Annotated in this window: 26 protein-coding genes and 1 tRNA gene; 21 read left to right on the top strand and 6 right to left on the bottom strand. The window is 69.4% G+C overall.

Going from position 1 to position 24,876, the window contains the following annotated elements; all coding sequences use genetic code 11:
- Positions 1-298: 298 nt before the first annotated feature.
- The 3 genes from OG584_RS17955 to OG584_RS17945 all read left to right on the top strand — a co-directional run bounded on the left by OG584_RS17955 (position 299) and on the right by OG584_RS17945 (position 2,658).
- The gene (locus OG584_RS17955) at positions 299-1,663 is read left to right on the top strand and encodes a hypothetical protein (protein WP_405779052.1); all 1,365 of its coding nucleotides are present in this window, start codon (positions 299-301) and stop codon (positions 1,661-1,663) included.
- A gap of 324 nt (positions 1,664-1,987) precedes the next feature.
- On the top strand, positions 1,988-2,254 hold the full coding sequence (locus OG584_RS17950) for a hypothetical protein (protein WP_405779050.1): 267 nt from the start codon (positions 1,988-1,990) through the stop codon (positions 2,252-2,254).
- Positions 2,251-2,658: a PIN domain-containing protein gene (locus OG584_RS17945; RefSeq protein ID WP_405779048.1), complete on the top strand. Its 408-nt coding sequence runs from the start codon at positions 2,251-2,253 to the stop codon at positions 2,656-2,658. Before OG584_RS17950 ends, OG584_RS17945 begins: the two co-directional genes overlap by 4 nt.
- Before the next feature lie 480 nt (positions 2,659-3,138).
- Here OG584_RS17945 and OG584_RS17940 read toward each other — a convergent pair whose 3' ends face one another.
- Positions 3,139-3,786: a dihydrofolate reductase family protein gene (locus OG584_RS17940; RefSeq protein ID WP_405779047.1), complete on the bottom strand. Its 648-nt coding sequence runs from the start codon at positions 3,784-3,786 to the stop codon at positions 3,139-3,141.
- A gap of 576 nt (positions 3,787-4,362) precedes the next feature.
- Positions 4,363-4,956, bottom strand: coding sequence for a snapalysin family zinc-dependent metalloprotease (locus OG584_RS17935; RefSeq protein WP_405779045.1), 594 nt, complete (start codon positions 4,954-4,956; stop codon positions 4,363-4,365).
- 408 nt (positions 4,957-5,364) lie between these two features.
- Here OG584_RS17935 and OG584_RS17930 point away from each other — a divergent pair, with 408 nt between their 5' ends.
- Positions 5,365-6,594 (top strand): metallophosphoesterase, encoded by a 1,230-nt coding sequence (locus tag OG584_RS17930; protein ID WP_405784128.1) that lies wholly within the window; start codon positions 5,365-5,367, stop codon positions 6,592-6,594.
- A gap of 214 nt (positions 6,595-6,808) precedes the next feature.
- Here OG584_RS17930 and OG584_RS17925 read toward each other — a convergent pair whose 3' ends face one another.
- A complete protein-coding gene (locus OG584_RS17925) occupies positions 6,809-8,014 on the bottom strand; it encodes a cytochrome P450 (protein ID WP_405779043.1) in 1,206 nt (401 codons plus the stop codon).
- A gap of 308 nt (positions 8,015-8,322) precedes the next feature.
- Here OG584_RS17925 and OG584_RS17920 point away from each other — a divergent pair, with 308 nt between their 5' ends.
- Positions 8,323-9,462 (top strand): hypothetical protein, encoded by a 1,140-nt coding sequence (locus OG584_RS17920; RefSeq protein ID WP_405779042.1) that lies wholly within the window; start codon positions 8,323-8,325, stop codon positions 9,460-9,462.
- Positions 9,463-9,547: 85 nt separating this feature from the next.
- Here OG584_RS17920 and OG584_RS17915 read toward each other — a convergent pair whose 3' ends face one another.
- Positions 9,548-11,011: an MFS transporter gene (locus OG584_RS17915; protein WP_405779040.1), complete on the bottom strand. Its 1,464-nt coding sequence runs from the start codon at positions 11,009-11,011 to the stop codon at positions 9,548-9,550.
- Positions 11,012-11,070: 59 nt separating this feature from the next.
- Here OG584_RS17915 and OG584_RS17910 point away from each other — a divergent pair, with 59 nt between their 5' ends.
- The 5 genes from OG584_RS17910 to OG584_RS17890 all read left to right on the top strand — a co-directional run bounded on the left by OG584_RS17910 (position 11,071) and on the right by OG584_RS17890 (position 16,288).
- Positions 11,071-11,577, top strand: a complete 507-nt coding sequence (locus OG584_RS17910) for a MarR family winged helix-turn-helix transcriptional regulator (RefSeq protein WP_405779038.1) — start codon at positions 11,071-11,073, stop codon at positions 11,575-11,577.
- Positions 11,578-12,293: 716 nt separating this feature from the next.
- The gene (locus OG584_RS17905; RefSeq protein ID WP_405779036.1) at positions 12,294-12,938 is read left to right on the top strand and encodes a TetR/AcrR family transcriptional regulator; all 645 of its coding nucleotides are present in this window, start codon (positions 12,294-12,296) and stop codon (positions 12,936-12,938) included.
- A 354-nt stretch (positions 12,939-13,292) separates the two neighbouring features.
- The gene (locus OG584_RS17900) at positions 13,293-14,969 is read left to right on the top strand and encodes a M20/M25/M40 family metallo-hydrolase (protein WP_405784126.1); all 1,677 of its coding nucleotides are present in this window, start codon (positions 13,293-13,295) and stop codon (positions 14,967-14,969) included.
- 233 nt (positions 14,970-15,202) lie between these two features.
- Positions 15,203-15,499 carry a type II toxin-antitoxin system VapB family antitoxin gene (locus tag OG584_RS17895; RefSeq protein ID WP_164262735.1) on the top strand — a complete coding sequence of 99 codons (297 nt, stop codon included), beginning with the start codon at positions 15,203-15,205 and terminating at the stop codon, positions 15,497-15,499.
- Positions 15,500-15,655: 156 nt separating this feature from the next.
- On the top strand, positions 15,656-16,288 hold the full coding sequence (locus OG584_RS17890; RefSeq protein ID WP_405779035.1) for a LytR C-terminal domain-containing protein: 633 nt from the start codon (positions 15,656-15,658) through the stop codon (positions 16,286-16,288).
- Positions 16,289-16,357: 69 nt separating this feature from the next.
- Here the strand turns inward: OG584_RS17890 and upp are convergent, their stop codons facing one another.
- Positions 16,358-16,993 (bottom strand): uracil phosphoribosyltransferase, encoded by a 636-nt coding sequence (upp, locus tag OG584_RS17885; RefSeq protein ID WP_405779034.1) that lies wholly within the window; start codon positions 16,991-16,993, stop codon positions 16,358-16,360.
- A gap of 93 nt (positions 16,994-17,086) precedes the next feature.
- Here upp and OG584_RS17880 point away from each other — a divergent pair, with 93 nt between their 5' ends.
- The 10 genes from OG584_RS17880 to OG584_RS17835 all read left to right on the top strand — a co-directional run bounded on the left by OG584_RS17880 (position 17,087) and on the right by OG584_RS17835 (position 23,812).
- A complete protein-coding gene (locus tag OG584_RS17880; protein WP_405779033.1) occupies positions 17,087-17,287 on the top strand; it encodes a hypothetical protein in 201 nt (66 codons plus the stop codon).
- A 153-nt stretch (positions 17,288-17,440) separates the two neighbouring features.
- On the top strand, positions 17,441-17,968 hold the full coding sequence (locus OG584_RS17875; protein ID WP_405779031.1) for a hypothetical protein: 528 nt from the start codon (positions 17,441-17,443) through the stop codon (positions 17,966-17,968).
- 105 nt (positions 17,969-18,073) lie between these two features.
- Positions 18,074-18,538, top strand: coding sequence for a tRNA adenosine(34) deaminase TadA (gene tadA, locus OG584_RS17870; protein WP_405779030.1), 465 nt, complete (start codon positions 18,074-18,076; stop codon positions 18,536-18,538).
- A 69-nt stretch (positions 18,539-18,607) separates the two neighbouring features.
- A tRNA-Ser gene (locus OG584_RS17865) sits at positions 18,608-18,692 on the top strand.
- Positions 18,693-19,023: 331 nt separating this feature from the next.
- Positions 19,024-19,665, top strand: coding sequence for a DUF4232 domain-containing protein (locus tag OG584_RS17860; protein WP_405779029.1), 642 nt, complete (start codon positions 19,024-19,026; stop codon positions 19,663-19,665).
- Positions 19,666-20,048: 383 nt separating this feature from the next.
- Positions 20,049-20,204 (top strand): hypothetical protein, encoded by a 156-nt coding sequence (locus tag OG584_RS17855; RefSeq protein ID WP_164262696.1) that lies wholly within the window; start codon positions 20,049-20,051, stop codon positions 20,202-20,204.
- 26 nt (positions 20,205-20,230) lie between these two features.
- The gene (locus tag OG584_RS17850; RefSeq protein ID WP_405779028.1) at positions 20,231-20,524 is read left to right on the top strand and encodes a Dabb family protein; all 294 of its coding nucleotides are present in this window, start codon (positions 20,231-20,233) and stop codon (positions 20,522-20,524) included.
- 204 nt (positions 20,525-20,728) lie between these two features.
- Positions 20,729-21,700, top strand: coding sequence for an RNA polymerase sigma factor SigF (locus OG584_RS17845; RefSeq protein WP_405779027.1), 972 nt, complete (start codon positions 20,729-20,731; stop codon positions 21,698-21,700).
- A 221-nt stretch (positions 21,701-21,921) separates the two neighbouring features.
- Positions 21,922-22,773: an RNA polymerase sigma factor SigF gene (locus tag OG584_RS17840; protein ID WP_405779026.1), complete on the top strand. Its 852-nt coding sequence runs from the start codon at positions 21,922-21,924 to the stop codon at positions 22,771-22,773.
- 229 nt (positions 22,774-23,002) lie between these two features.
- A complete protein-coding gene (locus OG584_RS17835; RefSeq protein ID WP_405779025.1) occupies positions 23,003-23,812 on the top strand; it encodes a hypothetical protein in 810 nt (269 codons plus the stop codon).
- Positions 23,813-23,920: 108 nt separating this feature from the next.
- Here the strand turns inward: OG584_RS17835 and OG584_RS17830 are convergent, their stop codons facing one another.
- On the bottom strand, positions 23,921-24,142 hold the full coding sequence (locus tag OG584_RS17830) for a hypothetical protein (RefSeq protein WP_405779023.1): 222 nt from the start codon (positions 24,140-24,142) through the stop codon (positions 23,921-23,923).
- Positions 24,143-24,365: 223 nt separating this feature from the next.
- Between OG584_RS17830 and OG584_RS17825 the strand changes: the two genes are divergently transcribed.
- Positions 24,366-24,857, top strand: coding sequence for a MarR family winged helix-turn-helix transcriptional regulator (locus tag OG584_RS17825; RefSeq protein ID WP_405779022.1), 492 nt, complete (start codon positions 24,366-24,368; stop codon positions 24,855-24,857).
- Positions 24,858-24,876: the final 19 nt, after the last annotated feature.

The raw sequence follows: 24,876 nt of genomic DNA, 5'->3' as shown, positions 1-24,876 counted from the left end.
CGCCTGCCTCGCTCGCTGGGTCGCGTTAGCCCAGGCAGTCCCGTGACGCCAGTTGCCGCGCGGAAGGAGGGCGGTCGCGGCGTGTCCCGTAGTTACGCCGCGGTGTGTCGAAGAGCGGAACTCCAAACTGCCGCGTGTCAGCCCGGGACGGCGCCTACACGGCGCCGTCCGAACGTTTTCCTCGACGGCTGTTGGCCGAATATCGGCCTGCGCCCCTCGTGCGCACTTGATTGTGCTCCCCTGCCGCGGCCTACCGTCCTTCGGCTCACGCCACACGACGTCGACGGAAGGGCAGCCGGTGAACAAGGACGAATCCAAAGCCGTCACCGAGATCCTCCACGAGCTGAGCGGCACCTCACACGTTCAGGTCCGCTCGTCCACCGAGCTGGCCGCCCACGTCTCCGAGGCCGCGGAGGACGAGGACGAGAAGCGGACTGGCAACGGGCAGGGAAAGCTTCGTCGGCGCACCGACTACAGAGCTGTCCGGAACGCGCCGCGATCACTGACTCTCACACCCTGGCAGATCATTCACGCCATCGGCCTCGGCGCTGCTGCGGCCCGACAGGGCGCGGGACGAGGACTGGCCGAGCACTGGGGGAGTCTGCGCTACATCCAGGCCCTGGAGGGCAGCCAAGGCGATTACCTGCAGCTGTCGTCCGAGGGGCGCGACCTCCTGCGCTTCTACAAGGCCACCCAGTCCGGGGAGATCGGCACCGGCTTCGCCTCTCTGCTGGCCGAGAGGCTGATCAGGTCCCGGTACCCAGACCACTCGGTCTCCGTGATTCCGGCCGACGTCGCTCTGAAAGCCGGCTGGACCCTCCGCAGCACCTCCGGAACGGGCGCCCGCCCGGAGCCACTCCAGCGACGGCCCCACTTCTTCGTCGAAGCCTGGCAACCGGGACAGCCGTCCAAGGTCCTCCTCGTCTCCTCCAAGGGCACCCACAGCAGCGTTCAGCAGGTTCACAAGCAGCTCAGCACGGCCAGTGCTCATGTGGATTCCGTGCACATCGGGCCCTACGGCACCGTCCCGTACCTGCTCATCGGGACAGAGATCCCCAAGAAGGAGAGCCTCGCTCTGCACATTCTGGAGGCGCCGGGCACGACCGTCCTCAGCCCGTCCGGAGAGACATCAGAAGCCGACCTGGACCTCACCCTGGGCCAGGAGAACCGTGTGGCCGACGTCGTGCGGCACGCGGCACGGGAACGGGAACGGATGACTATCCCCGGGTTCCAGGTACTGCCTGAGTCGTTCAACTGGTTAAGCATCGTCCTGGCACGGACGGAGGCAGCCACGCTGACGGCCTTCACTGGAGGTGGCAAACCCACCGCCCAGTACCTGACCAAGGAGCAAGGTCGACGCCACTTCCAGCACGACGTCCACGCCAACACCGACAGGCTGCGAGATGTGGGGCACCGCATCCACGACATCGACTTCGTCGGCACCGACCACATCTACCGTCTCAACGGCACCCGCGTGGAGGCGTTCTCCGGGCTCGAGAAGAGCCTGTACATGCATCTCCACCACGGGCGCGTAAACGAGTACCGACACGAGGTACACAAGCTCCGAGACCAGTGGCCGGGCAGCAGCACAGCGAAACAGTGGAGTGCGGTGTCCATCCGTGCCGACGGGACTGTGCTGGCAATCCGTCTCCAGGGGGAGTGACCGTACCGACGGGGCCCTCGCTCAGATGGTCTCAGTTTTGGTCTCGTTCGCCCCCGTCCGACGCCGTTCGCGGGTGCCGCCATCACCAGCTCCGTACCAGGTCAGAACCCCCACGACCCCCGCCGAACCCCCAGACGAACATTTGGAAAGCGTGTTGGGGGCAACCCCTCACGAGTTCGAATCTCGTATCCTCCGCACCCGCCCATCAGGGCAGACGAAGGCCCCGACCGGATTCCGGTCGGGGCCTTCGTCGTTGTACGGCCTCACCCAAAACTTCCACCGAATATCGAGGCGCTGTAATAATCTCTGTACTACATTGGTGGCATGTCGACCCAGCGTGCGGGACACACCGAGAACGTATCCGTCTCCCTGCCGGCCGATCTGCTCTCGGCTCTCCGCGAGCGGACGGGGAAGCGCGGCCTGTCCTCCTACGTCACCGACGCGGTACGGCACCAGCTGGAGATGGACGGCCTGACGGAGATCGTCTCCGCTCAGGAGGCGGAGCACGGCCCACTGACCGAGGCCGAGATCGAAGCCGCAGCCCGAGAACTCTTCGGCCACGCCGACGACGCAGGACAGCACGCCGCATGAGAGAAGTGACCGCGCGCTCGGTCGTGTTGGACTCCCAGGCGCTCTCCCTGCTGCTTCGTCACGACCGCGCCCTGACGGCACGCATCGAAGCGACCCGCCGAGCAGGTATCCCGGTCCGCGTCTCGGCGCTGACTGTCGTCGAGGCGGTGCACGGCAAGACCGACATGCCACGCCTCCAGTGGTACCTCTCCCGCCTGCGGCTGGAGCCCGTGACGCCGGAGGACGCGTTTGCTGCAGTGAGCCTGCTGCGCGACGCCGGCGGACTGCACGGCCACAAGTACGCGATCGATGCCCTGGTCGCCGCCATGGCTCTCCGCTCGCCCTCCCCTGCCCTGGTCCTCACCTCGGACCGCGACGACTGGGCACTGCTCTGCGGCGACCGCGTCATCATCCGGGACGTCTGACGCCGTACGGAGCCGCCGTCGGTCGCATCGGCCACCCAGATCCGTGGTTGCAGTTCTGGTTGCGTTCACCGGCGTACAGCACCGTTCGGAAGCCCCACCGGCACCGGTTGCACCGCAGGTCAGGACGTCCCCGTACGCTCCCGCACCCCCAGGCGAACATTTGGAAAGCGTGTTGGGGGCAACCCCTCACGAGTTCGAATCTCGTATCCTCCGCAGCTAGAAGGCCCGGACCGTTCACACGGTCCGGGCCTTCTGCTTTGGCAGTCTCATCCACTGTCTCAACTCCGGTTCCGGCGCGGCTCCAGGAGGCGGCGATGACCCACGCAACCGGTGGCTCGGGCGGACGAAGTACGGCCTGCGCCTGGAGAGTCGGCCCCTGCACTGCGGCGGCGTGTACGGGGGTCACGGTCCTTCGATGGGGCATGCCGACGCATCACCGTACGGCGGGTCCGGCCTCACCGGCACGCACACGCTGAGGTGTCACCTGCGCCAGAAGAGGTGGTGCACGACACCGCTCGGGCTGGGCACGACCTCCAGGTGGAACCGGTCCAGGAGTTCATCGGGCGAGTCCCACAGCCTCAGCCCGGCCCCGAGCTTCACCGGAGAGACGGCCACATGGAGGGTGTCGACGAGGTCGGCGTCCAAGAACTCCCGGACGGTGGTCACGCCGCCGCCGAGCCGGATGTCCTTGCCCTGCGCGGCCTCCCGCGCCTGTGCGAGGACGGTGGCCGGGTCGCCCTCCACGAAATGGAACGTGGTGTCGGAGAGCGTGAACGACGGACGCTCGTGGTGGGTCAAGACGAAGACCGGCGTGTGGAAGGGCGGCTCGTCACCCCACCAACCGCGCCACTCGGAGTCGCGCCATGGTCCGCGTTGGGGCCCGAACTTGTTGCGGCCCATGATCTCGGCGCCGATGTTGTGGCTGAAGTCCCGGGTGAAGTAGTCGTCCAGGCCGCGGCTGCCCCCGGGATCGGTCCGGTTGGGCCAGCTCGCCGTGGCGCCGGCCCAGGCGAAGAGCTTCCCCGGATCGACGGCGTGGCCGAAAGGCCGCTCCAGACTCTGGCCCTCGCCTGCGGCGACACCGTCGCCAGAGACAGAGAAGTTCTGCACGCGCAGTAGCTGATCCATGCGTTCCCTCATCCTCATCGGTTTCTGTCGCCACTCCGTATGGCGATACGTCCTACATCAAGACGTCGAACGAGGCATGGCCGAATCGACGGCGGAACCAAGTTTTCTCGTGATCGATTCGGGGCTTCTTCGGGCGCGCCTTCTTGGCTGCGGCCGGAGGCTCGGGGCGCGGCCTTCAGGAATCCGGCTCCACCGGGCGCCCTCAGGGACTCGGCAAGAACGGCCGCGCTCTCGATCTCAGTGGCCCGCGACCAGTGCGCCTGATCAACAGATCGGGAAGACCGATCGTGCGGCGTCCCGTGGTCTCATTCGCAGGCGTACACCACAGTGCGGCGAGCCTGTAGCCATGTACTCCGGCTGCAGGTCGGGACGCCCGTGGCCGCCCCCGAATGCCCGGACGAACAGTTGGAAAGCGCGTTGGGGGCGACCGCTCACGAGTTCGGATCTCGTACCTCCGCAGTCGCTCTCACCGAGCGATACGCAGAAGCCCCCGCCTGTTGTGGCGGGAGCTTTCTGCGTGTGTGTCCCAATGGACCCGCACGGCCGTCCTGCGTCCTGTCCGGTTTCGGCTGCCCGTCAGTGGGCGTCGGCGAGGACCGGTGTGTGCCAGACGTCGATCACGGTCCGGTGCTGCTTCGGGCTCACCGCCGCCGCGCCGCCCGCGTAGTTCCGGTCGGCCTTCGTCGCCTCTGCCGCGCTCGGCTTGGCATTGGTGCACGACGTACCGGGGCCGTGGCCGGACATCAGCTCCGAGCACGGCCCGCTGTAGTCGTCCGGCAGCCCGAGGATGTGCCCGGTTTCGTGCGCCGCGATCCGGGTCTTGTCGTAGCCCTCCCCGACCGCTTCCTGGCCCAGTTGCACCTCGCCCCTGCTGCCGCCCGGCACAATCGGCCCGAGCGTCGTCTGGGGCCAGCCGCTGGTCGCCACGTAGACGAAGTCGGCCGAGCCGGGCGAGCTTGCCGGCTGCAGGTGCACGTTGTGTTCCGCTGCGTTCCAGTTGTTCACGCCCTGCGTGATCGCGTCCGCCCACTGCCCTGCTCGGCTGGCGTCGTAGGTCAGAGTGACCACCGCTGCGGTCGCCCTCGGCGCCGGGTGCGCCGAAGCGGCACCGGAAGTAACACCCAGCGCGGCCGGGATCAGTGCCGCCACGGCTGCTATTCGCTTGATCATGAGACTCGTTCCCCTCCCTGACGTCTGTTGCCTGTGAGTCACAAGGGCACCATGGCATCAGTGAGCACCACAAGTACGCGACTGACGCCGGGAGTTGGGTGTTCCCACCTCACCGGTGATCATTTCTGCCGCGCCATGGAAGCCACGGCGGCCCTGCCGCACGACGCCGCGACGAGGTGCGGGCGGTTCCGTGCGGCGCCGTGTGACGGACCATGGGTACTGACGGCGGGAGCGGACGTGAGGGGCAGCACAGTGGCAGACAGTGAATCCGTCCGGGCGGAGTCGGACATCCGATCGCCCGGTGGCGGGCCGGAGAGCGTCGCGGCCGCCGGGGCGCGGCCCGAGGACGGGGCGGAGTCCGGGTCGGGCCCCCGGTCCGGGGAAGGCAGCCCGCGTGCTTCGCGGTCCCTGCGCCGGCGACTGGGCGGGATCGTGGTTCTCCTCGTCCTCGCGATGCTGTTCTTCCTGCCCTGGTGGACGCTGTTCGCCTCCGGCGTCCACTGGCCGTTCCCGGTCTTCCTCGCCGGCACGGTCGTCTTCGCCTCCTGGCTGGTCTCCTTCCCCTTCCTCATGGCCGCGGGCCACGGGCACCGGCGGGCCGACCGGGCGGCCCGCATCGCGGACAGCACCCTCGGCGCGGTGTGGGTGCTGTTCACCTGGTCGGCGCTGGGTGACCTGGTGCACCTGGTGCTGCTCGGGCTCGGGGTCAGCGGCGCCGAGCCCGCCAGGAGCATCGCTGTGGCCGTCGCCGTGGTCTCTGCCGGCCTGCTGGCGTGGGGACACCACGAGGCCATGCGCGTACCCCGGGTGAAGCGGCTGGACGTCCATGTCCCACGGCTCGGCGCCGGTTTGAACGGAACCCGTGTCGTGGTACTGGCCGACACTCACTTCGGGCCGATCGACCGGGCGCACTGGTCAGCGCGGGTCGCCGAGGCTGTCAACGCACTCGACGCGGACGTGGTGGTCCACGCGGGCGACATCGCCGATGGCACGCCCGCCCAGCGCCGGGAGCAGTCCGCGCCGCTCGGGACGATCCGGTCACGGCTGGCCAAGGTCTACGTCACGGGGAACCACGAGTACTTCGGGGAGGCCCAAGGCTGGCTGGACCGCATGGCGGAACTGGGCTGGGAACCGCTGCACAACCGCCATGTCGTGGTCGAGCGCGGCGGCGACCTCCTCGTCCTGGCCGGTGTGGACGACGTGACAGCGGAGTCCTCCGGCCTGGCCGGGCACCGTGCGAACCTGCTCGGTGCGCTGGCGGGAGCAGACCCGGACCGACCGGTCCTGCTCGTCGCCCACCAGCCGAAGTACGTCGGGCAGGCCGCCGCGGCCGGCATCGACCTGCAGATCTCCGGGCACACTCACGGCGGCCAGATCTGGCCGTTCAACTTCCTCGTCCGGATCGATCAGCCGGTGGTTCACGGCCTGAGCCGGCACGGCGAGCGCACGCAGCTCTACACCAGCCGGGGAACCGGCTTCTGGGGGCCGCCCTTCCGGGTCTTCGCGCCGAGCGAGATCACCCTGCTCACCTTGCGGCCGGGCGGCGGCCCGGCCGCCTCAGAGCCCAACGGGGACACAGCATCCGACAGCACGGACTCCGCGGACTCCACGGCGGGCACGGGTATCGATGGCACCTGACCGCGTTCGTCGTCCCGGGCAGCAGACCGCAGCGGTGCCCGACTGCACTGGTACATAAGCGCAGCAGTCCGGGCAGCGGTGCGGTGCAACGGCGGCGCGGCGGCGCGCTGTAACGGTTCGGTGCGGCGGGAAGATGGCGGCCGGGTCATGGCGACCTGGCCCGACCGGCCGGACAGCACCGTGCATCGCCGTCCGTTGATCCGTGCGAAGCCGCTCAGGCCCCGGCCCCGGCCGCGGCGAACGGCAGGGTCGCGTAGCGCCGGACGTAGTTGCCGTCGGCGAAGGTGCCCGCCGCTGCGTCGACCTCGAAGTCCGGGAAGCGGGCCAGGAGTTCCTCCAGGGCCGTTCGGGAGACCAGACGGGCCGCGGAGGCACCCAGGCAGTGGTGCGGGCCGTGGGTGAACGCGAGGTGCTGGGGGCCGTCGCGGGTGAGGTCCGGGTGTTCAGCGGTGGGGCCGAAGGCGCGTGGGTCGCGGTTGGCTGCGGCGTACAGCAGAAGAACCTTGCGGCCGGCGGGGACGGTTCGGCCGTGGAGGGTGGTGTCTTCGGTGACGGTGCGGGCCAGGCACTGGACAGGGGAGGTCAGCCGGAGGAATTCCTCGACGGCGGAGGGGAGCAGGGCGGGGGTTTCCAGGAGGGCACGGCGTTGGCCGCGGTGAGCGGTGAGGAGTTCGGCGCCGCCGCCGAGCAGGCCGGTGGTGGTGTCGTTACCTCCGGCGACCATCGTGAAGGCGAAGCCGAGGATGCGCAGCAGGGTGCCGGCGTCGTCGGACGGCATCAGGCCGACCAGGTCGGAGACGGTGTCGTCGGCGGGTTCGGAGCGGCGGCGTTCGATCAGCTCGGTGAAGTAGCCGAAGAGGCTGGTGACAGCTTCGGCGGCGGTGAGCGGGTCGCCCAGCGCGTTGGCCTCGACGATGGCGTGGGTCCAGCCGTCGAAGTGGGCACGGTCGCGTTCGGGGACGCCGAGATAGCGGCCGACGACATAGCTGGGCAGCGGTTTGAAGAGTTCGGCGACGATGTCGCAGCTGCCGCCGAGATCGGCGATGCGGTCCAGGCGGGCCCGGACGAAAGCACGGACGTGCGGCTCGATGGAGGCGACCCGGCGCGGGGTGTAGCCGCGGGTGATCAGCCGGCGGAAGGCGGTGTGCTCGGGCGGGTCCAGCATCACCATCGGGGCGGCGTCGGTGATGCCGAGGCGTTCGCGCTCGCCGTAGGTGATGGTCAGGCCGTCGGCGGAGGAGTAGCGGCCGGTGTCACGGGCGGCGGCGAGTACGTCCGCGTAGCGGGAGAGGACCCAGTAGTCGCCGTCGGTGACGTGGTGAAGGGGGTGCGCGTCGCGCAGTCCCGCGTACATCTCCCACGGCGAGCGCCAACTCTCGCCGGCGCACGGGGCGAACGGGACCTGATGAGATGCGGTCATGGCGGGAGGGTGGGGGCGGCGCCCCCAAGAGTCAATGAAACCTGCGAAGCGCCCCGGACGGATCTTCCTGCCGGGAACGAGGCCCCCGACAGGTTCGCCGGTGGGGGACTTCGACGTGTCGTGGTCTCCGTCCTGGTCCCGGTGGCCGCCGATCATCCCCTGAGAACAGCTCAGTTGCAGGACCCGGCCCCACAACCATCCGCCGCCGTCGAGAGTCTGGCCCCACGGCCCGCCGCCTCCCGGGCCGGCCTGTACGCGCGTCACCCCGGGGGCAGTTCACTTCCTCCACAGTTAAGGAACGCTCACCGATGCTGGTACGGCACCTTCTGCGCGCTTCAGCCGCCTCTCTGGCTCTCGCCTCCACCCTGCTGACCGCCGGCGGCGCCCAAGCGGTCGGCGCGCCGTCCGACTGGGAGGTCTCGCTCTCCGGTCACAGTCCCGCCGGTTCCCTGATGTCGGTCTCCTCCGTGAGCGACGACCTTGCGTGGGCGGTCGGACGAGGAGACAGCGGCGGCGTCATCATGCGCTGGAACGGCGAGAAGTGGAACGAGGACACCGCTCCGGGACTCCCTGACGTCTGGCAGTGGTCATCAGTCACCGCTGTGTCCGAGGACGACGTCTGGGCGTACGGGTCCGTGGGCATGGATCAGAGGCTCGCGCACTATGACGGCGAACGCTGGACCAGCGTTCCCACGACCGGCCCCGCCGACGACTCCTGGCCCGAGGTGCCGATCAAGGCTGTCCCCGGGCGCCTGTTCAAGGGTGGCGATGCGCTGTACACGTACTCCGACGGCACGTGGAAAACCTTCGCGCTGCCCAGCCTGGTCGACATCCGGGACATAGACGCCCTTTCGGCGAACGACGCCTACGCCACGGGTATGCAGTACCCCGTGGACGGCGGCCACTCGGTGACCTACCACTGGGACGGCACCACTTGGACGCTGATGGACGAGGCACCGGTGCGCGCGGGCACCGAAACCGCCAAGGTCGTGGCGGAGTCGCCCACCAGTGTCTACGTCGCCGGCTGGGCCGAAGGCGCCCATGGCGACCCGCCTGCGCCGAGCGTCGAGCACTGGAACGGTACGGCCTGGGAGGACGTCACCGGAGCGCTCGCCGACCTCTACCTCGAGGCGATCGTTTCGGACGGCCACGGCGGTCTGTGGGCCACCGGTAACGACCAGGCCGATCCCGCCCACGCCGAGTCGGTCTTCTGGCACTTCGACGGCACCACCTGGACCAGAAAGGCCGGCGCGCCGGCCCCCGACGGCGACACCACATGGCCGTCGTACTCCTTCTACGATCTGGCTCCGGTCGGCAGCACCGGCGGCTTCTGGGCCGTCGGCGACTACTCCACACCCCTGAACGCCGATGGCGACCGTCCGGTCTACGGCCTGATCGAGCAGTCCACCACCGCACCTGGGGCGGCAGCGGCGACCAGCAGCCGCTGAAGGACCAGCACGAAGGCCACGGTGGGCTGACTGCCCGGCGGCCGTGACCGGCCGAGCCCGCCACCCCGCGAACCGCTCGGCGCGGTCAGACCACCGCGCCCTGCGGCGGGTTGTCGGCAGGCTCCGCGAACTCGTCCGGCCGGCCCTTCTTCGGCAGCATGAACGTGATCGCCAGAAAAGCGACCAGCAGGCACCCTTGCACCAGGAGGGCGTGGTGGAAGCCGGCGGTGAAGTCCCCTTCCTTCGCACGGGAGAAGAACACCGAGCCGAACACCGCCACACCGACCGAGCCCCCGATCGACTGCACCGCGGACAGGACACCTGAAGCCGAGCCGATCTCGTCGTCGTCGACCGCGGCGAGGATGAAGCTGAACAGTGCCGCGATGACCAGGCCCGCGCCGACACCGCAGACGACCACACCCGGTGCGATGTCCCAGATGGAGAACGCCCCGCCCAGGCTGTCGAGTTCGTACCAGAGCAGGGCCGCTCCGCCCAGCTGCACGAGCGGGCCGATCTGCAGGACGGCCCGGCCGATCCGGTCGGCGAGTACGGCTCCGCTCACCGCGCCGCCGATCGCGGTACCCACCGCCAGCGGCAGGTTGCCCAGACCGGCGTCGCCGGCCGTGAAGTGCTGCCCGATCTGGAGGAAGAGAGTCAGCACCAGCTGCACCCCGATCAGCCCGCCGAAGAACAGCGCGATCCCGCCCAGTCCGACGGTGAACGCGGGCTTGCGCAGCAGGCCAGTGGTGACGAGCGGTTCACGCCCCTGCGCCGTCGTACGCCGCTGCTGCACGGCGAAGAGCGCGAACCCGGCCGCAGAAGCCGCCATGCAGAGCCAGGTCCACAGGGGCCAGCCGGCGTCCTGGCCCTGGTTCAGGGGCAGGACGAGCAGGGCGCAGGAGAGTGCCACCAGGGCCGCACCGACGCTGTCGACGACCACGGCACGGTCCCCCGGCTTCCTGGGAACGAACTTCGCCGCAACGGCCAGGGCCATGAGGCCTATCGGCACGTTCACCAGGAACACCAGCCGCCAGCCGAGACCGAAGAAGTCACTCTGGATGAGGCCACCGCCCAGCACCGGCCCGACGATCCCGCCGAGCCCCAGGACGGGGCCGAAGATCCCGAAGACCTTGGTGAGTTCGGCCCCGGTGAAGTTCTCGCGCAGCAGGCCGAGCCCCTGCGGAAGCAGCATCGCCCCGGCCAGCCCCTGGACGAGCCGGAAGGCGATCAGGGTTCCGATGTCCGGCGCGGTCGCGCAGAGCAGTGAGGCCGCGGTGAACGATGCCAGGCCGGTCAGGAACATCCTGCGCCGCCCGTACCGGTCGCCGAGCCGGCCCCCCAGCACCAGCCCCGCGCCCAGCGTGAGGGCGTAACCGCCGATCACCCACTGGAGGCCTACGGATGTCGCGCCGAGCGATTTCTCCAGTGCGGGTCCTGCCACGTTGACGATCGACGCGTCGAGCAGATCCATGATCTCCGCGACGAGCATCACCACCAGGATCAGCCACCGCCACCGGTAGGGCGGCTGAGCTGTCGGGACAGTGGCCATTTTTCCTCACCTTCTTGGTTACCAATTTTATTAGCAATATTGAGAGTATCCTTCTGCCCATGGACGTCAAATCGCCTGGTGCCGCCACCGCCGAGGCCAGGCCCGCCCCCGGCGGCGCCGGCGCAGCCATCGGCGAACAGCGCGGCGACATCCGCGAGCAGCTGCGGATGCTCACGCTCAAGCAGCAACGGTTCGAGCGGTATCTGAGCCGTCGGCTCCAAGTGGACCCGGCAGGCCTCGCGGTGATGGATCATCTCGTCCACGTCGGCCCGACCACCCCCACCGACCTCGCCCGCCGCCTGGACGCCTCGACCGCGGCGACGACGCTCGTGATCGACCGGCTCGTGGCCGGGGGGCACGCCACCAGGCAGCCCCATCCGACCGACCGCCGCAAGGTGATCATCACTCCGGCCGGCGACTGGGAAGCGACGGCCTACGAGCACGTCGCACCCCTCATCCAGGGCGTCACCGCCGCCACCGAAGCGCTGGCGCCGGAAGAGAGGGCCACCGTCGCGGCTTTCCTGCAGCGGATCGCCGATGTCTACGACGAGGCGATCAAGGCCTGACCGGCCCCCGACCCGCAGGCCCCGCCGCGCCGCTCGCCGAACGATCCGCGAAGGAGAAGGGGGCGCGTGCGGTAGACATCGAGCGTTCATCTCATTTCGCTCAACACGGCGGACATCCACATGGCCGAACAATGGCGGATAAATGTCCGCCCCATGCAAGATGATTTGCCTCGCACTATCGAGGACATACGCGGGGTCAGCACGCGGATCGGTGATCAGCGATCGGTGATCGGGTGATCGGCGTGTGGGTCGCATTCCCGCGCGGCGCCGGTTGCCGTCCATGATTCCCGATCACCCGGCCGGCCGTGGACCGAGCCAGGAAAAAGCCGCATACGTCCACCGGTGCGCCGGCATTTCCGATACTCCGCCACGGACCCTGCCGCGCTCCGCCCCGCCACCGACCGGGTATACCCCAGGCGGAACATGCATGCAGGTAGAGCCACCGCACCCACCGCCGGGAGTTCACTCCCCGTATCCCTCTTCACCGGCCGAGCGGGGGAAAGACGGGGAACAAGAAGCAGGCACCGGCCTCCCCGGAATCCCAGCCGAGCGGCCATAAGTCCGCATAGCGCTGACGGACGGCCTGCGGAGTTCCGGATACGGCGGACACAATTCCCCGCCCCTCGCGGGCATCAACAGAACCCCGAAATAACGGAACGGCGTTTCGGTAATAATCGAAGGCGACGGCTTTCCGGCTCTCGTATGCTGACCGAGCCATGTCATCAGAGAATTTCCTCCGGGCCCGCAGGCCGGAACAGAAGCAGCAGCGGCGCGAGACCATTCTCGCGGCCGCCCGCCGTCTTGCCCTGGAACACGGGGTGCGGCGGGTGACGCTGGGCAGCGTCGCCGACGCCGTGGGACTCGCCAAGTCCAATGTCATCCGGTACTTCGGGACCCGCGAAGAGATCTTCCTGTTGCTCACGGCAGAGGACTGGCAGGAGTGGCAGGGCGAGGTGGCCGAGCGACTGGACGCGGGAGGGGACGTCATCGGTGCACTCGCCGAGACCCTCGCCGGACGGCCGCTGTTCTGCGATCTGCTCAGCCAGACCGCGACGATCCTGGAACACAACATCTCGATCGAAGCGGCTCGCACCTACAAGCACACGGTGCTCGCCGCCATCTCCGCGCTGAGCGCTCAGGTCGCGCGGGCCCATCCCGGACTGACCCAGCGCGAGTGCTCGGACCTGGTGTCCACCGCAGCCGCACTCGCGGGAATGCTCTACCCCATGGCCACCCCGCCGCCCGTCCTGGCCGAGCTGTACGCCCAGGAGCCCCAGCTCGCAGCCGCCAGGCCCGCGCTGCTCCAGACCCTCCGGCGCACCCTGTCCGCTCTGGCCGCGGGACTGCCCACCCTGCGCTGAACTCGGTTGCGCCGCGCTGCGCCGGTTCGGCGAGGTGCGGGTTACCGGCCCGGCGAAAAACCGCGGCGCGGGCCCGGCACCGCGATACGGGAAAGGCGCCGTACGCGGAGGCCGCAGGCGAGAACGCAGGCCGCATCGCGCCCCGTACCGGCAGCCCGACCGATGCCTGAGGCGGACACTCGGCGTCCTGCACCCGAACGGTCCACCGGGCGTTCGTCGCGCGCGGTCGCGCGGGAACCATCCCGCGTGAACACCACCCGCAGCAGCGCACCGCACCGCAGCGTCACAGCCGGTCCCCGGTCCACCGCATTCGGCGCCGCCGGTGACGCGAGGGGGAGTACCCGCAACCCGCCGGTGGCCACCGCCCTCGCCGTGATCCTGAGCCTGGCCGTCGCAGCGGCACCCGCCACCGCCGCCCCGCACCCCGCTGGCCCGCACCCGTCCGATCCGGCAAAACAGGCCGCGCGTCTTTCCCGGCAGCTCGTCCATGCCTCGTCCGCGCAGGGCGCGTACCGCCACCTGCGGAAGTTCCAGTCATTCGCCGACAGCCACCACGCCACCCGCGCTGCCGGTACGGCCGGACACGAGGCTTCCGCCCAGTACGTCCACGACACGTTGCGGAAGGCCGGCTACCGGGTCTCGTACCAGGCCTTCCCCATCACCTACATCGAGACGCAGGCCGAGAAGCTGGCCGTCATCACGCCCACCCCGCGCCATCTGGAGGTCTCGGCGCTCTCGTACACGAGGTCCACGCCCGTGGGCGGAGTCACGGCCACGCTCGCCACCGTCCCTGTCGACGCCACCACCGGATGCGAGCCGTCCGACTACGCCGCAGGTGCGTTCACCGGAAAGATCGCGCTGATCCGTCGCGGCGGCTGCACCTTCGCCGAGAAGCAGAAGGCAGCGGCGGGAGCGGGTGCGGTGGCCGCGCTCATCTCCAACAACACCGCGGGCGCACTGTCCGGCACCCTCGAATCCCCAGCGGGCGTGAAGATTCCGACCGGTGGGATCTCGCAGGCCGACGGCACAGCACTGGCCGGCGACGTGGCGAGGGCGAGGGCGAGGGCAGCAGCAAAGGCAAAAACGAAAGGTACAGGTACAGGTACAGGTACAGGGAAACCAAAGGCGCAAGCAGCGCCCCGGGCAGAGACGCAAGCGAGAACGCGGCCCCGGACGCAATCCCAGCCTCAGACCCAGCCCCGAACACCGCCGCGGGCCGGGGCCGTCACCGTCTCGCTGGAGATCCGCCAGCTCCAGGAGCGCCGCACCACTCGCAACGTCATCGCCGAGACCAAGGGCGGCGACCCCGCCCGCACCGTCATGTTCGGTGCCCACCTCGACTCCGTCTCCGCTGGACCCGGCATCAATGACGACGGCTCGGGCGCGGCCGGGCTGATCGAGGTCGCCCAGCAGCTCGCCCGGGTCCGCCAACAGCCCGCGAACAAGGTCAGGTTCGCCTGGTGGTCGGCGGAGGAGCTGGGGCTGCGCGGCTCGGATGCGTACGTCAAGAGCCTCACGGCCCCGCAGCGGAAACAGCTCGCGCTCTATCTGAACTTCGACATGATCGCTTCACCGAACTACGCCGAGCTGGTCTACGACGGCGACAATTCGGACGCCACGGGCGCGGGCGCGGGCCCGGCGGGCTCCGCACAGCTGGAGAAGGGCATCACCACGTTCCTGGACCGCAGGCACGTGCCGCACGAGGGTGCGGACTTCGACGGGCGCTCCGACTACGGCCCGTTCATCGCAGTCGGCGTCCCGTCGGGCGGCACCTTCACCGGTGCGGAGGAGATCAAGACCGCCGCACAGGCCAAGAAGTTCGGCGGGAAGGCGGGAGCGGCGCTCGACGCCTGTTACCACCTGGCGTGCGACACCCTGAAGAACATCGGCATGACGGCGTTCGCCATCAACATCGGCGTCATGGCCGACGCCGTGGGGACGTACGCCCATGACGTACGCCCGCTGACAGCGGGCCCCCACACAGGCGCAGGGCCACGCCACAGGCACGGAGAGCCGCGCCACCACCCCTGAGGACCCGCCCTCCCCGCGCCCCCGGCCCGCCTGACCCGCGGTCGCTGCCCCTGCCGTTCACCGTGCGGGGACGGCTGACGACGCCCCCTCCGCGATCCTGGCCACAGGGCCCCGGAGGGGAGGGTTCCGCTCTTGCTTCGCTCTCGATTCGCTCCCGATTTGGCCCAGAATCGCGGCTTTACCCCGCCACACCATGGCTTCGCCCGGAGGCGCTTCCCCGGTAGGCTTTCCGTGTGATCTTCAAGCGCATCGGAAGCGGCCGCCCGTACCCCGACCACGGCAGGGAATCCACCCGCCAGTGGGCGGATGTAGCGCCGCGCCCGGTCCGGCTGGACCAGCTCGTGACCACCAAGGGCCAGCTGGACCTCGAAACGCTGCTCGCGGAGGACTCCACGTTCTACGGGGATCTGTTCGCACACGTCGTGAAGTGGCAGGGCGACCTCTACCTGGAGGACGGACTGCACCGGGCGGTGCGGGCGGCGCTCCAGCAGCGGCAGGTCCTGCACGCCCGCGTCCTCGACATGGGCTGACCGCCCGCAGGCGCCGGGGACGAGGCACCGGGAACGCCCGGAATCCGTCCAGGCCAGAGCCGCCAGCTGGTCCTTTTGGGGCCATTTTTGCTCATCCGGCGGTCATCAGATGATCGTTAAGTTCGCATCGCCGCCACACCGCACTACGCTGCGCTCATGAGCATGCTCACACCCCCCGGCATGGGCGGAAAGTACCGCATCACGGGCGACAAGTACCCGCGGATGCACCGCCCCCGACGGCGTGGCCGACTCGTCTTCGGGATCGTGGCCGCAGTCGTCGCCCTCGGCCTGGTCGGCTGGGGATCACTGCAGCTCATCCAGGTCTTCACCGGCGATTCCCACAAGACGTCGGCGGCAGGCCAGCAGCACGACTGCAAGGCCGCCGCCTCGCCCGCGGCCAGCGCGCCGCCGAAGGCGCTGCCGAAGCCGTCGAAGATCAAGGTCAACGTCTACAACGCGACCCCGCGCGGCGGACTCGCCAAGTCCACCGCCGACGAGCTCAAGAAGCGCGGCTTCACCATCGGCAAGGTGGGGAACGCTCCGGCGGCCTTCGACAAGAAGGTTCCCGGAACCGCACTGCTGCTGGGCTCGGCCGGGACCCCGGACGCCTCGTTCTCCGTGCTCGGTACGCAGGTCAAGGGGGTCACGCACAAGACCGACGCGCGGAAGACCGGCGACGTCGACCTGATCATCGGTACCGGCTTCAAGGCGCTGGACACGAAGCAGGAGGCCGCCAGGGCGATGACCGCGCTGGCCCACCCCCTGCCGGCCTCCGCCGGGAAGTGCTGACGCCGGACTCCAGGCGGCGCCCGCCGCGGAGTCCGCGCCCGCCCCGGCGCCGGCTCCGGCGCCCGCCGGTTACTCGGCCGACCCGTACATCCGGTCACCCGCGTCGCCAAGACCCGGCACGATGTAGCCCTGCTCGTTGAGCCGTTCATCGACAGCGGCTGTGACCACCGTGACCGGCGTGCCCGCCAGTTCGCTCTCCATGACCTCGACGCCCTCCGGCGCCGCGAGGAGCACCACAGCCGTGACGTCGTCGGCACCGCGCCTGATCAGCTCGCGGATCGCGGCGACCAGGGTGCCACCGGTGGCCAGCATCGGATCCAGTACGTACACCTGACGGCCGGAGAGGTCGTCGGGCATCCGCGACGCGTAGGTGGACGCCTTCAGCGTCTCCTCGTCACGGACCATGCCCAGAAAGCCCACCTCGGCGGTCGGCAGCAGCCGGACCATGCCTTCGAGCATGCCGAGCCCCGCCCGCAGGATCGGCACGACCAGGGGGCGCGGATACGACAGCTTCACACCGGTGGTCGCCGTCACCGGGGTGTCGATGCCCACCTGTTCGGTGCGCACGTCGCGCGTGGCCTCGTACGCGAGCAGGGTCACCAGCTCGTCGGCGAGACGCCGGAAGGTGGCGGAGTCGGTGCGCTTGTCGCGCAGCGTGGTGAGTTTGTGCGCCACCAGCGGGTGGTCGACGACGTGGATACGCATGCGACAACGGTAACCGGGCCCCGGACCGCCCCGGCCCTGGCATCAACACCCCGCTCTGCGGGAAAGCGGGACAGCACGAAGGTGGTGTGGTCCATGCCCGAGCCCGACCCCGCGTACGACCCCGGCCGCGGAAGCGCGCCCGACGGCGAGACCGCCGCCGACCGGCGGCGGCGCCGGGCGCAGTTTCTCCGTGAGCTGAAAGAGGCCAAGGAGCTGCGCGACCGGGTGCAGCCCAGGCGCGCCAAGGTCGCCAGGCTGCGACATGCCATGCGCATGCGTACGTTCCGCTGGTAGCGGGGTACCAAGGTTTTACCGGCTCCGGGAAGCAACACGCAGACCTGAGCCCGAAGACCTCTCACGAACGCCTTGTTTCTGCCACGATTCCCACTGGGCGGCCCACAACGCGCCCTTTCGACAGACACCCCTAAGACCAGTGGGAGAGTCACGGTGTACTTCGCCGCACTGCTCGCGCGCACCGAAGACGGGTGGGAAGCGAGCGACACGGAGCTCGACGATGTGGAAACCCTCAGTGATCTGACCGATCTCGCCCGGGAAGTCTCCGGGGACGAGGACACCGTCCTCGTATTCATCGAACAGGAGGGCGCCTGGTTCGGCGTCGTCCGGGTCGACGGCGAGGACGATCCACGGATCTACGTCTCGGACGCCGCAGCCGCAAGCCGTTCCTCGTACGGAGAGATCCTGCTCACCGACGAGCTGATGGGCCGGGACCCGCAGGACCCGGACGCCCTGGAAGAACTTGTCGATCTCGACGGTACGGAGGACGGTGAGCAGGAGGAGGACGGGGACGACCCGGACGACGAGAGCGAAGCCGTGCCCCCGGGACCGCTGGGGGACATCACGATCCTCGCCGACCTCGGCGTGACGGAGAAGGAGCTCCTGACACTCGGCACCGACGCACTGGCGGACATCGCCGACGCCCTGGGCGCCGCCGACGTCCTGGAAACCGTCCGCTGACCTACCCCAGGTGCCCGACGGGCGGACGCACCGTTGCCGGTGTCGTTGCCGGACACACCTTTGCCGGACACACCGTCATCGGGCACACCACGGACAGACGAGCAGATGAACGATCCCCTACGTGATCCCTGGGCCGCGCCGATGCGACTGGCCCTGGCCGAGGCCGCGCGGGCGGCGACGGCCGGCGATGTGCCGGTCGGCGCCGTCGTGCTGGCCCCGGACGGCACGACGCTCGCGTCGGGCCACAACGAACGCGAAGCGACGGGAGACCCGACGGCGCACGCCGAGATCCTGGCGGTCCGCCGGGCCGCCACGTCGCTCGGTGAGTGGCGGCTGACCGGCTGCACCCTCGTCGTCACCCTTGAGCCGTGCACCATGTGCGCGGGCGCGATCGTCCAGTCGCGGGTGGACCGGGTCGTCTTCGGCGCGCTCGACGAGAAGGCCGGGGCGGCGGGCTCACTCTGGGACGTCGTACGGGACCGTCGCCTCAACCACCGGCCCGAAGTCGTCATCGGGGTGCTCGCGGACGCGTGCGCGGAGCAGCTGACGTCCTTCTTCCGGGACCGCTAGCGGCACCGCCCGCCCCCTTCCCCAAGGCCGATTTCGGACCACGGCCGACCTTGGGCTAAGCTCTCTCTCGGTAGCGTGTCCGAGCGGCCGAAGGAGCTCGCCTCGAAAGCGAGTGTGGGGAAACTCACCGAGGGTTCAAATCCCTCCGCTACCGCTCTCACACCCTCCTGATCTGCGGAAACGTAGACCAGGGGGGTGTTTTGCGTGCGAGCCCCGCGCCGCCTGCGCACCTCTGCGCCTCCCTGTCCGCCTCGCTGCTCCGCCGCCCGTACAGGAGTGCCGCCCGGACGTCCGCATGATTCCCCGGTGTTCACATCGCGGGGCATCAGCGGTCATATCCACGCCGCATGTCACGGCCGGCCCACTCCCATGTCACAGGAGTGTCCTGGTGAACCCGCGGCGTGAACCCGGCCGGCCCCGCCTGGATCGCAGTACACAGAACGGCCTGCCCGGCAGGGAAAGACCAGCGAACCTACGGAGTTGCAATGCGGATTCAGAAGATCTCGGTTCTCACCCTCGTCGCCGTGGCCGCGGGCCTCTCGCTCACGGCCTGCGACCAGGGCAGCGGCAAGGGCACTGACAGCACGAGCGCTTCCGTGAGCTCCGGCTCGGCCGGTTCGGACAGCCGGAGCCAGAGCCAGGACGGCTCGACCAAGACCGACTCGACGCACGTCGGCGGATCCGGAACCAGCGTCACCGACAGCGCCGGCTCGGACTCGGGCTCCGGCCACTCCCCGGGAAGCGCCTGCCGCACCGGGAACCTCGCGTTCACCACCTCGGGCGCCATGGCGGAGGGCGAGCTGATCGTCAATCTCAAGAACACCGGAACCGGCACCTGCACGCTGCACGGCTTCCCGGGCGTGGACCTCAAGGGCCGCGACGGCACCGTCAGCGCCACCCGCAGCAAGCTCGCCGCCCCCGACGTCAGCGTCGCGCCCGGCCAGGAGACCCGCTTCACGCTGCACTACCCGGCGAACCACAGCGGCGGCTCCGGCGTCACGTTCACCAGTCTGGTCGTCACGCCGCCCAACGAGACGCACTCGCACACCATCGCCCAGAGCATCAACATCCCCGCCGCCCAGTCCGCCCCCGTCATCTCCGTGGACCCGGTCGGCTCGGGAAAATAACCGGCGCGGCCAGGACCCGGCCGCTCTCCGCCACGACACAGACCTTCCGGATACGACCCCGGCCGGACAGGACCGTGTATGCCGGGCGGGGGACCAGATGCCATGGGCGGATCGGATCCCTCTGCCGCGGGCGGTCGCGATGGTGACGCGCGACGCCATGGGCGGCGCCGGCCGCTCCGGGCGGCCTCCCGGACATCCGCGCCCGCGCCTCCCCACCGCCGCGACCGCCCAGGCTGCGGGGTCCCAGCAGGAAGCCGGAGCCCTCCGGGCGGGCATGGGGCAACGGAGCCCTGCCCACCGGCCCTTGATCCCCCGGCGTCCCGTCCGGTTAGACTCTCGCGACTGCTCAGGGACCTCAGGGGAAGCAGGGCCGATCGGTGCCAGTGAAGAAGATCATTCTCTACATAGCAGTCGTTTTCGTGCTGTACACGATCATCACTTCACCGGCCAGGTCGGCGGACCTCGTACAGGTAGGGTTCGAAGGAATCTCCAATGCAGCGAAAAGCGTCGGCCAGTTCATGACCGAACTGGTGAGCTGAGCTCGCACACCCGTAAGGAGCGCCCCTTGATCCGCCACCTGGTCCTCTTCAAGCTCAACGAGGGCGTCACGCGTGACGAGCCCAGGGTCGCGGCCGGCGCGCGGGCTTTCGCGGAGCTCGGCGGCCTGATCCCGGAGGCGGAGTTCTGGGAGTGTGCCTGGAACATCAGCGACCGGCCCATCGCCTATGACTTCGCCATCAACTCGGCCGTACCGGATGCCGACGCGCTGAAGCGGTACATCGAACACCCGGCCCACCAGGCTGCCGTCGCACAGTGGAGCGAGTTCGCCACCTGGGTGATCGCGGACTACCCCTTCTGAGCCACCTCTGAGCCCTTCGGGCGTACGGCCCTCCATCATCTCGATGGGGGGCTTTTTGTCGTTTATGCCACGGTCAGCGGCCTTTTCTGCGTCAACACGACGTTATGCGGTGCTTGCACACAGTGCACATGTCTTGTGATGCTATGACCGCTTTTGACGGATGAGTTGACCAAAAAGTCGACCAAAAAAAGGGGTGGCGTGACCGTGCCGGCCAGTACTGCGCCTGAAGTACCGCCCCAGACCGCCCTGCCCCAGAACAGCCAGAACCCCACCGTTCAGACGTCCACCACACACGCCACCACCCAGCCGACCACTGCCCAGCCCACCACCGGCCAGCCGACCACCGGCCGGCCCGAGGCCGGCCCGCCCGGAGCCGAGCAGGCGCCGATCGAGGAGGCGCCGCCCGCCAAGACCCGCGGCGCGGACACCAGGGCGCTGACCCAGGTGCTGTTCGCCCAGCTCAAAGGGGTGGAGCCGGGCAGTGCCGAGCACACCAGGGTGCGCTCGGCACTGATCGAGGCGAATCTGCCGCTGGTGCGGTACGCCGCCGCCAGGTTCCGCAGCCGCAACGAGCCGATGGAGGACGTCGTCCAGGTCGGCACGATCGGGCTCATCAACGCCATCGACCGGTTCGATCCGGAGCGCGGGGTGCAGTTCCCGACGTTCGCGATGCCGACCGTCGTCGGCGAGATCAAGCGCTACTTCCGCGACAACGTACGGACCGTCCACGTCCCCCGTCGGCTCCACGAGCTGTGGGTACAGGTCACCGGAGCCACGGAGGACCTCACGACGATGCACGGCCGGTCCCCCACGACTGCCGAGATCGCCGAGCGGCTGCGCATCAGCGAGGAGGACGTCCTCTCCTGCATCGAGGCGGGCCGTTCCTATCACGCACAGTCCCTGGAGGCGGCCCAGGAGGGCGACGGGCTGCCGGGGCTGCTCGACCGGCTCGGTTACGAGGATCCGGCACTGGCCGGGGTCGAACACCGCGACCTGGTCCGGCATCTGCTCGTACAGCTGCCCGAGCGGGAGCAGCGGATCCTGATGCTGCGGTACTACAGCAATCTGACGCAGTCGCAGATCAGCCAGGAACTGGGTGTCTCCCAGATGCATGTCTCACGTCTGCTGGCCAGGAGCTTCGCGCGACTCCGGTCCGCAAATCGAATCGAGGCGTAACCGGTACGGGTGACCCGTACGCGGAGCGGTCCGGGGCAGAAATGCCCCACACCCCCTCTTTCCGGCGCAGATTTGTCGACTTGGCGCTACAGCGTGTTGCCGACATGTGACATTCTGCTGGAACCGCGTTTGCCGCAGTCCACCCTCCGGTATTCAGGTGGAGGCTGCGTTCCTCCGACGGGAGCGTCCGCCGCGACCGTCCGCGACCTCAAGGGGGTGGCATGTCCGCAGAACAGGGCAGCTCGAAGGTGCTCACGAAAGACGCACCGGAGACACTCAGCTCCGAATTGCCGAGCTCTGGCGCCATCGACACCCGCACTCTGTCCCGCTCCCTGTTCCTGCGGCTCGCCGTCCTGGCCTCCCAGGAACCGGACAGCCCGGAGCGCACATACGTACGGGACACGCTGATCGAGCTCAATCTGCCGCTGGTGCGTTACGCGGCGGCCAGATTCCGCAGCCGCAACGAGCCCATGGAGGACATCGTCCAGGTCGGCACGATCGGCCTGATCAAGGCGATCGACCGGTTCGACTGCGAACGGGGCGTGGAGTTCCCGACGTTCGCGATGCCGACGATCGTCGGGGAGATCAAGCGCTTCTTCCGCGACACCTCGTGGTCGGTACGGGTCCCCCGCCGTCTCCAGGAGCTGCGGCTCGCGCTGACCAAGGCCAGTGACGAACTGGCCCAGAAGCTGGACCGCTCCCCGACCGTCCCCGAACTCGCCCTGGTGCTGGGCGTTTCGGAGGAGGACGTGGTCGACGGGCTCGCGGTGGGCAACGCCTACACCGCGTCCTCGCTCGACTCGCCCTCCCCCGAGGACGACGGCGGCGAGGGGTCCCTGGCGGACCGCCTCGGCTACGACGACACGGCGCTGGAGGGGGTCGAGTACCGGGAGTCCCTCAAGCCGCTGCTGGCCAAACTGCCCCCGAGGGAACGGCAGATCATCATGCTGCGGTTCTTCGCGAACATGACGCAGTCGCAGATCGGCGAGGAGGTCGGCATCTCCCAGATGCATGTGTCCCGGCTGCTGACCCGGACGCTGGCGCAGCTCCGGGAGGGCCTGATCGGGGACTAGCCCCTCTCCCGCATCGGCTCAGTGCACACGGAGGGGCCCGGCGGCAGCCGGGCCCCTCCGGCGTCCCACCCGCAGGCACCCCGATCCGCTTCCGCGCCCCCTCCGGTCTCTTCGCGCGTCGAACCTCTCGACCCCTTCGAACCCTTCGAACCCCTCGGACTTCCCGGCCTCCCGGTTCTTCACGTCTCGCCGGGTTCCTAATTGACGACCCGTCAGGGACACTGGCGCGATGCGACGCCAGCACGCGGCCATCGCCGCCACCGCAACGGCCCTCTGCCTGGGCGGCCTGGTGGCCGCTTGCGCGGGCGGCGACTCCCACCACAGTTACGTGGCCGTCGGGGCCGCTGGGGGTGGTCGGACGCCCACCACTCCCGTGCCGCCCTCGGGAAAGGTCACCCTGACACCCCTGGACGGCCCCGGAGCGCCCGCAGGGGCCGACGGTGGCACGAAGTCGGCACCTGGGCACGGCGGTTCAGAGCGCGGAGCGGGCACCCGGAACGCGACAGCAGCCGGCGGAGCGAGCCCGGCGAACGCCCGGGGCCCAGCCGGCCCAGCGGCGGCATCGGATGCTTCGCAGGCGCCGGGCGGGCCATCCTCCCGGCGCGCGGACGCTCCGGGCGGCCACCACCCGACGGGCGGGGACGCCTCCACCCCGCCCAAGTCCGGTTCCGGAAGCGGCCCTTCGGGCTCTCCGGGGGGCTCGGGCAGCACGCCGCCCGCCCCGCCGCCGGGGCCTGCCGTACTGAAGACCGGCGCACCCGGCCGCGCCACGACGGACAAGCGGTGGTGCGAGAAAGTGACCGTGCGCTTCAGCAACACCGGCGGCTCGCCGGTCACTTCGGGCACGGTCACGTTCTCGACGCACATCATCGGCGGGCTCGGAGTGGACTGGGCGACCCGCACATCGACTCAGCCGCTGCCGTCTCCCATCGCCGCCGGTTCGGCCAGGACGAAGACGTACACCGTGTGCGTGGACGACTGGCGGGTGCCCCTGGGCATGCACATAGAGACCCGGAAGGTCTCCGTCAGCTGGAAATGACTCCGAAGGAGCCCCGCAGGGGCGGGAGTCGGTGGCACGGCTGCGCGCAACGGGTCCGCGGCCCCGGAACGATGCCCCGGGGCCGCGGAACACGGCCGGCCGGACCGGTCAGCTGAGCGCGAGGAACGCGACGGCGACCAGTACCACGATCACCGCGATGACCCCGGCGATCACGCCGATCCTCGGGCCCGACTGCTGCTGCGGAGCGGCCGCGGGACGGGCGGCGGCCTGCGGCGCGCCCTCGTCGACGAAGGCGCGGAACATCTGGGTGCTGCCCGCGGGGTCGTAGTTGCCCTCGGGGCCTTGGGGCGCTTGGGGGTTATGTGCCATGAAGCAGGACCCTAGCGAACCCTCGGGTTCCGCCCAACCCCCGGGCGGAGGGCGACACCTTTCGAACACCCTTCCGTCACCTCGTTGACCTCACGCTTGCTTGAATTTTACCTTTCCTTTGCCTTGCATGCGGTCATTTAATTTGCCTGCAGCAACCAACGGCTTTAACGTTGCCTGAAGCAACAACATAGAGCGCCCACAGGAAGTCCACAGGGAGGTGCCCGTGGCAGCGCAGAGTCAGTACGAAGAACTGGCCAGGCAGCTGAGCGCCATCGGCGCCGTCAAGCGGGGCCTCTCCCGCATCCTCCCGCCGGAATGCCCGACCGGGTCGGCCGCCGTGCTGTCCCTCCTCGGCCAGCACGGCGAGATGCGGATGAGCAGGCTCGCCGAATTGCTCGCCGTGGACATGTCGGTCACCAGCCGGCACGTGGCCCACGTCGCGGAGCGCGGCTGGATCGAGCGGTCCCCGGACCCCGCCGACAGGCGCTCCCGCATCCTGCGGCTCACCCCCGCAGGCACAGACATGCTCGGCGTCCTCGCCGAGCGACACATCGAATCTCTCGCTCGCACCCTCAGCGACTGGTCCGACGACGAAGTCGGGCAGCTCAACGTGCTCCTGGAACGCCTGCGCGCCAGCTTCGGCGACTGCCGGGCCTGGGCCGGACAGCACGAGCAGACCCGTACATCCGCATCAACCCGCGTAACACCCGCGTAAGTAGAGACAGAGGAATTTC

It is taken from the genome of Streptomyces sp. NBC_00859, assembly GCF_045161865.1.
GTDB lineage: Bacteria > Actinomycetota > Actinomycetes > Streptomycetales > Streptomycetaceae > Streptomyces.
This window is presented reverse-complemented; position numbering and strand designations above follow the sequence as displayed.

What these genes read in the sequence shown, in the direction of transcription:
- OG584_RS17950 (WP_405779050.1), top strand. Translation starts at nt 1,988, where the DNA reads ATGTCGACCCAGCGTGCGGGACACACCGAGAACGTATCCGTCTCCCTG.
- OG584_RS17945 (WP_405779048.1), top strand. Translation starts at nt 2,251, where the DNA reads ATGAGAGAAGTGACCGCGCGCTCGGTCGTGTTGGACTCCCAGGCGCTC.
- OG584_RS17940 (WP_405779047.1), bottom strand. Translation starts at nt 3,786, where the DNA reads ATGGATCAGCTACTGCGCGTGCAGAACTTCTCTGTCTCTGGCGACGGT.
- OG584_RS17935 (WP_405779045.1), bottom strand. Translation starts at nt 4,956, where the DNA reads ATGATCAAGCGAATAGCAGCCGTGGCGGCACTGATCCCGGCCGCGCTG.
- OG584_RS17925 (WP_405779043.1), bottom strand. Translation starts at nt 8,014, where the DNA reads ATGACCGCATCTCATCAGGTCCCGTTCGCCCCGTGCGCCGGCGAGAGT.
- OG584_RS17920 (WP_405779042.1), top strand. Translation starts at nt 8,323, where the DNA reads ATGCTGGTACGGCACCTTCTGCGCGCTTCAGCCGCCTCTCTGGCTCTC.
- OG584_RS17915 (WP_405779040.1), bottom strand. Translation starts at nt 11,011, where the DNA reads ATGGCCACTGTCCCGACAGCTCAGCCGCCCTACCGGTGGCGGTGGCTG.
- OG584_RS17910 (WP_405779038.1), top strand. Translation starts at nt 11,071, where the DNA reads ATGGACGTCAAATCGCCTGGTGCCGCCACCGCCGAGGCCAGGCCCGCC.
- OG584_RS17905 (WP_405779036.1), top strand. Translation starts at nt 12,294, where the DNA reads ATGTCATCAGAGAATTTCCTCCGGGCCCGCAGGCCGGAACAGAAGCAG.
- OG584_RS17890 (WP_405779035.1), top strand. Translation starts at nt 15,656, where the DNA reads ATGAGCATGCTCACACCCCCCGGCATGGGCGGAAAGTACCGCATCACG.
- upp (WP_405779034.1), bottom strand. Translation starts at nt 16,993, where the DNA reads ATGCGTATCCACGTCGTCGACCACCCGCTGGTGGCGCACAAACTCACC.
- OG584_RS17880 (WP_405779033.1), top strand. Translation starts at nt 17,087, where the DNA reads ATGCCCGAGCCCGACCCCGCGTACGACCCCGGCCGCGGAAGCGCGCCC.
- tadA (WP_405779030.1), top strand. Translation starts at nt 18,074, where the DNA reads ATGAACGATCCCCTACGTGATCCCTGGGCCGCGCCGATGCGACTGGCC.
- OG584_RS17860 (WP_405779029.1), top strand. Translation starts at nt 19,024, where the DNA reads ATGCGGATTCAGAAGATCTCGGTTCTCACCCTCGTCGCCGTGGCCGCG.
- OG584_RS17840 (WP_405779026.1), top strand. Translation starts at nt 21,922, where the DNA reads ATGTCCGCAGAACAGGGCAGCTCGAAGGTGCTCACGAAAGACGCACCG.
- OG584_RS17835 (WP_405779025.1), top strand. Translation starts at nt 23,003, where the DNA reads ATGCGACGCCAGCACGCGGCCATCGCCGCCACCGCAACGGCCCTCTGC.
- OG584_RS17830 (WP_405779023.1), bottom strand. Translation starts at nt 24,142, where the DNA reads ATGGCACATAACCCCCAAGCGCCCCAAGGCCCCGAGGGCAACTACGAC.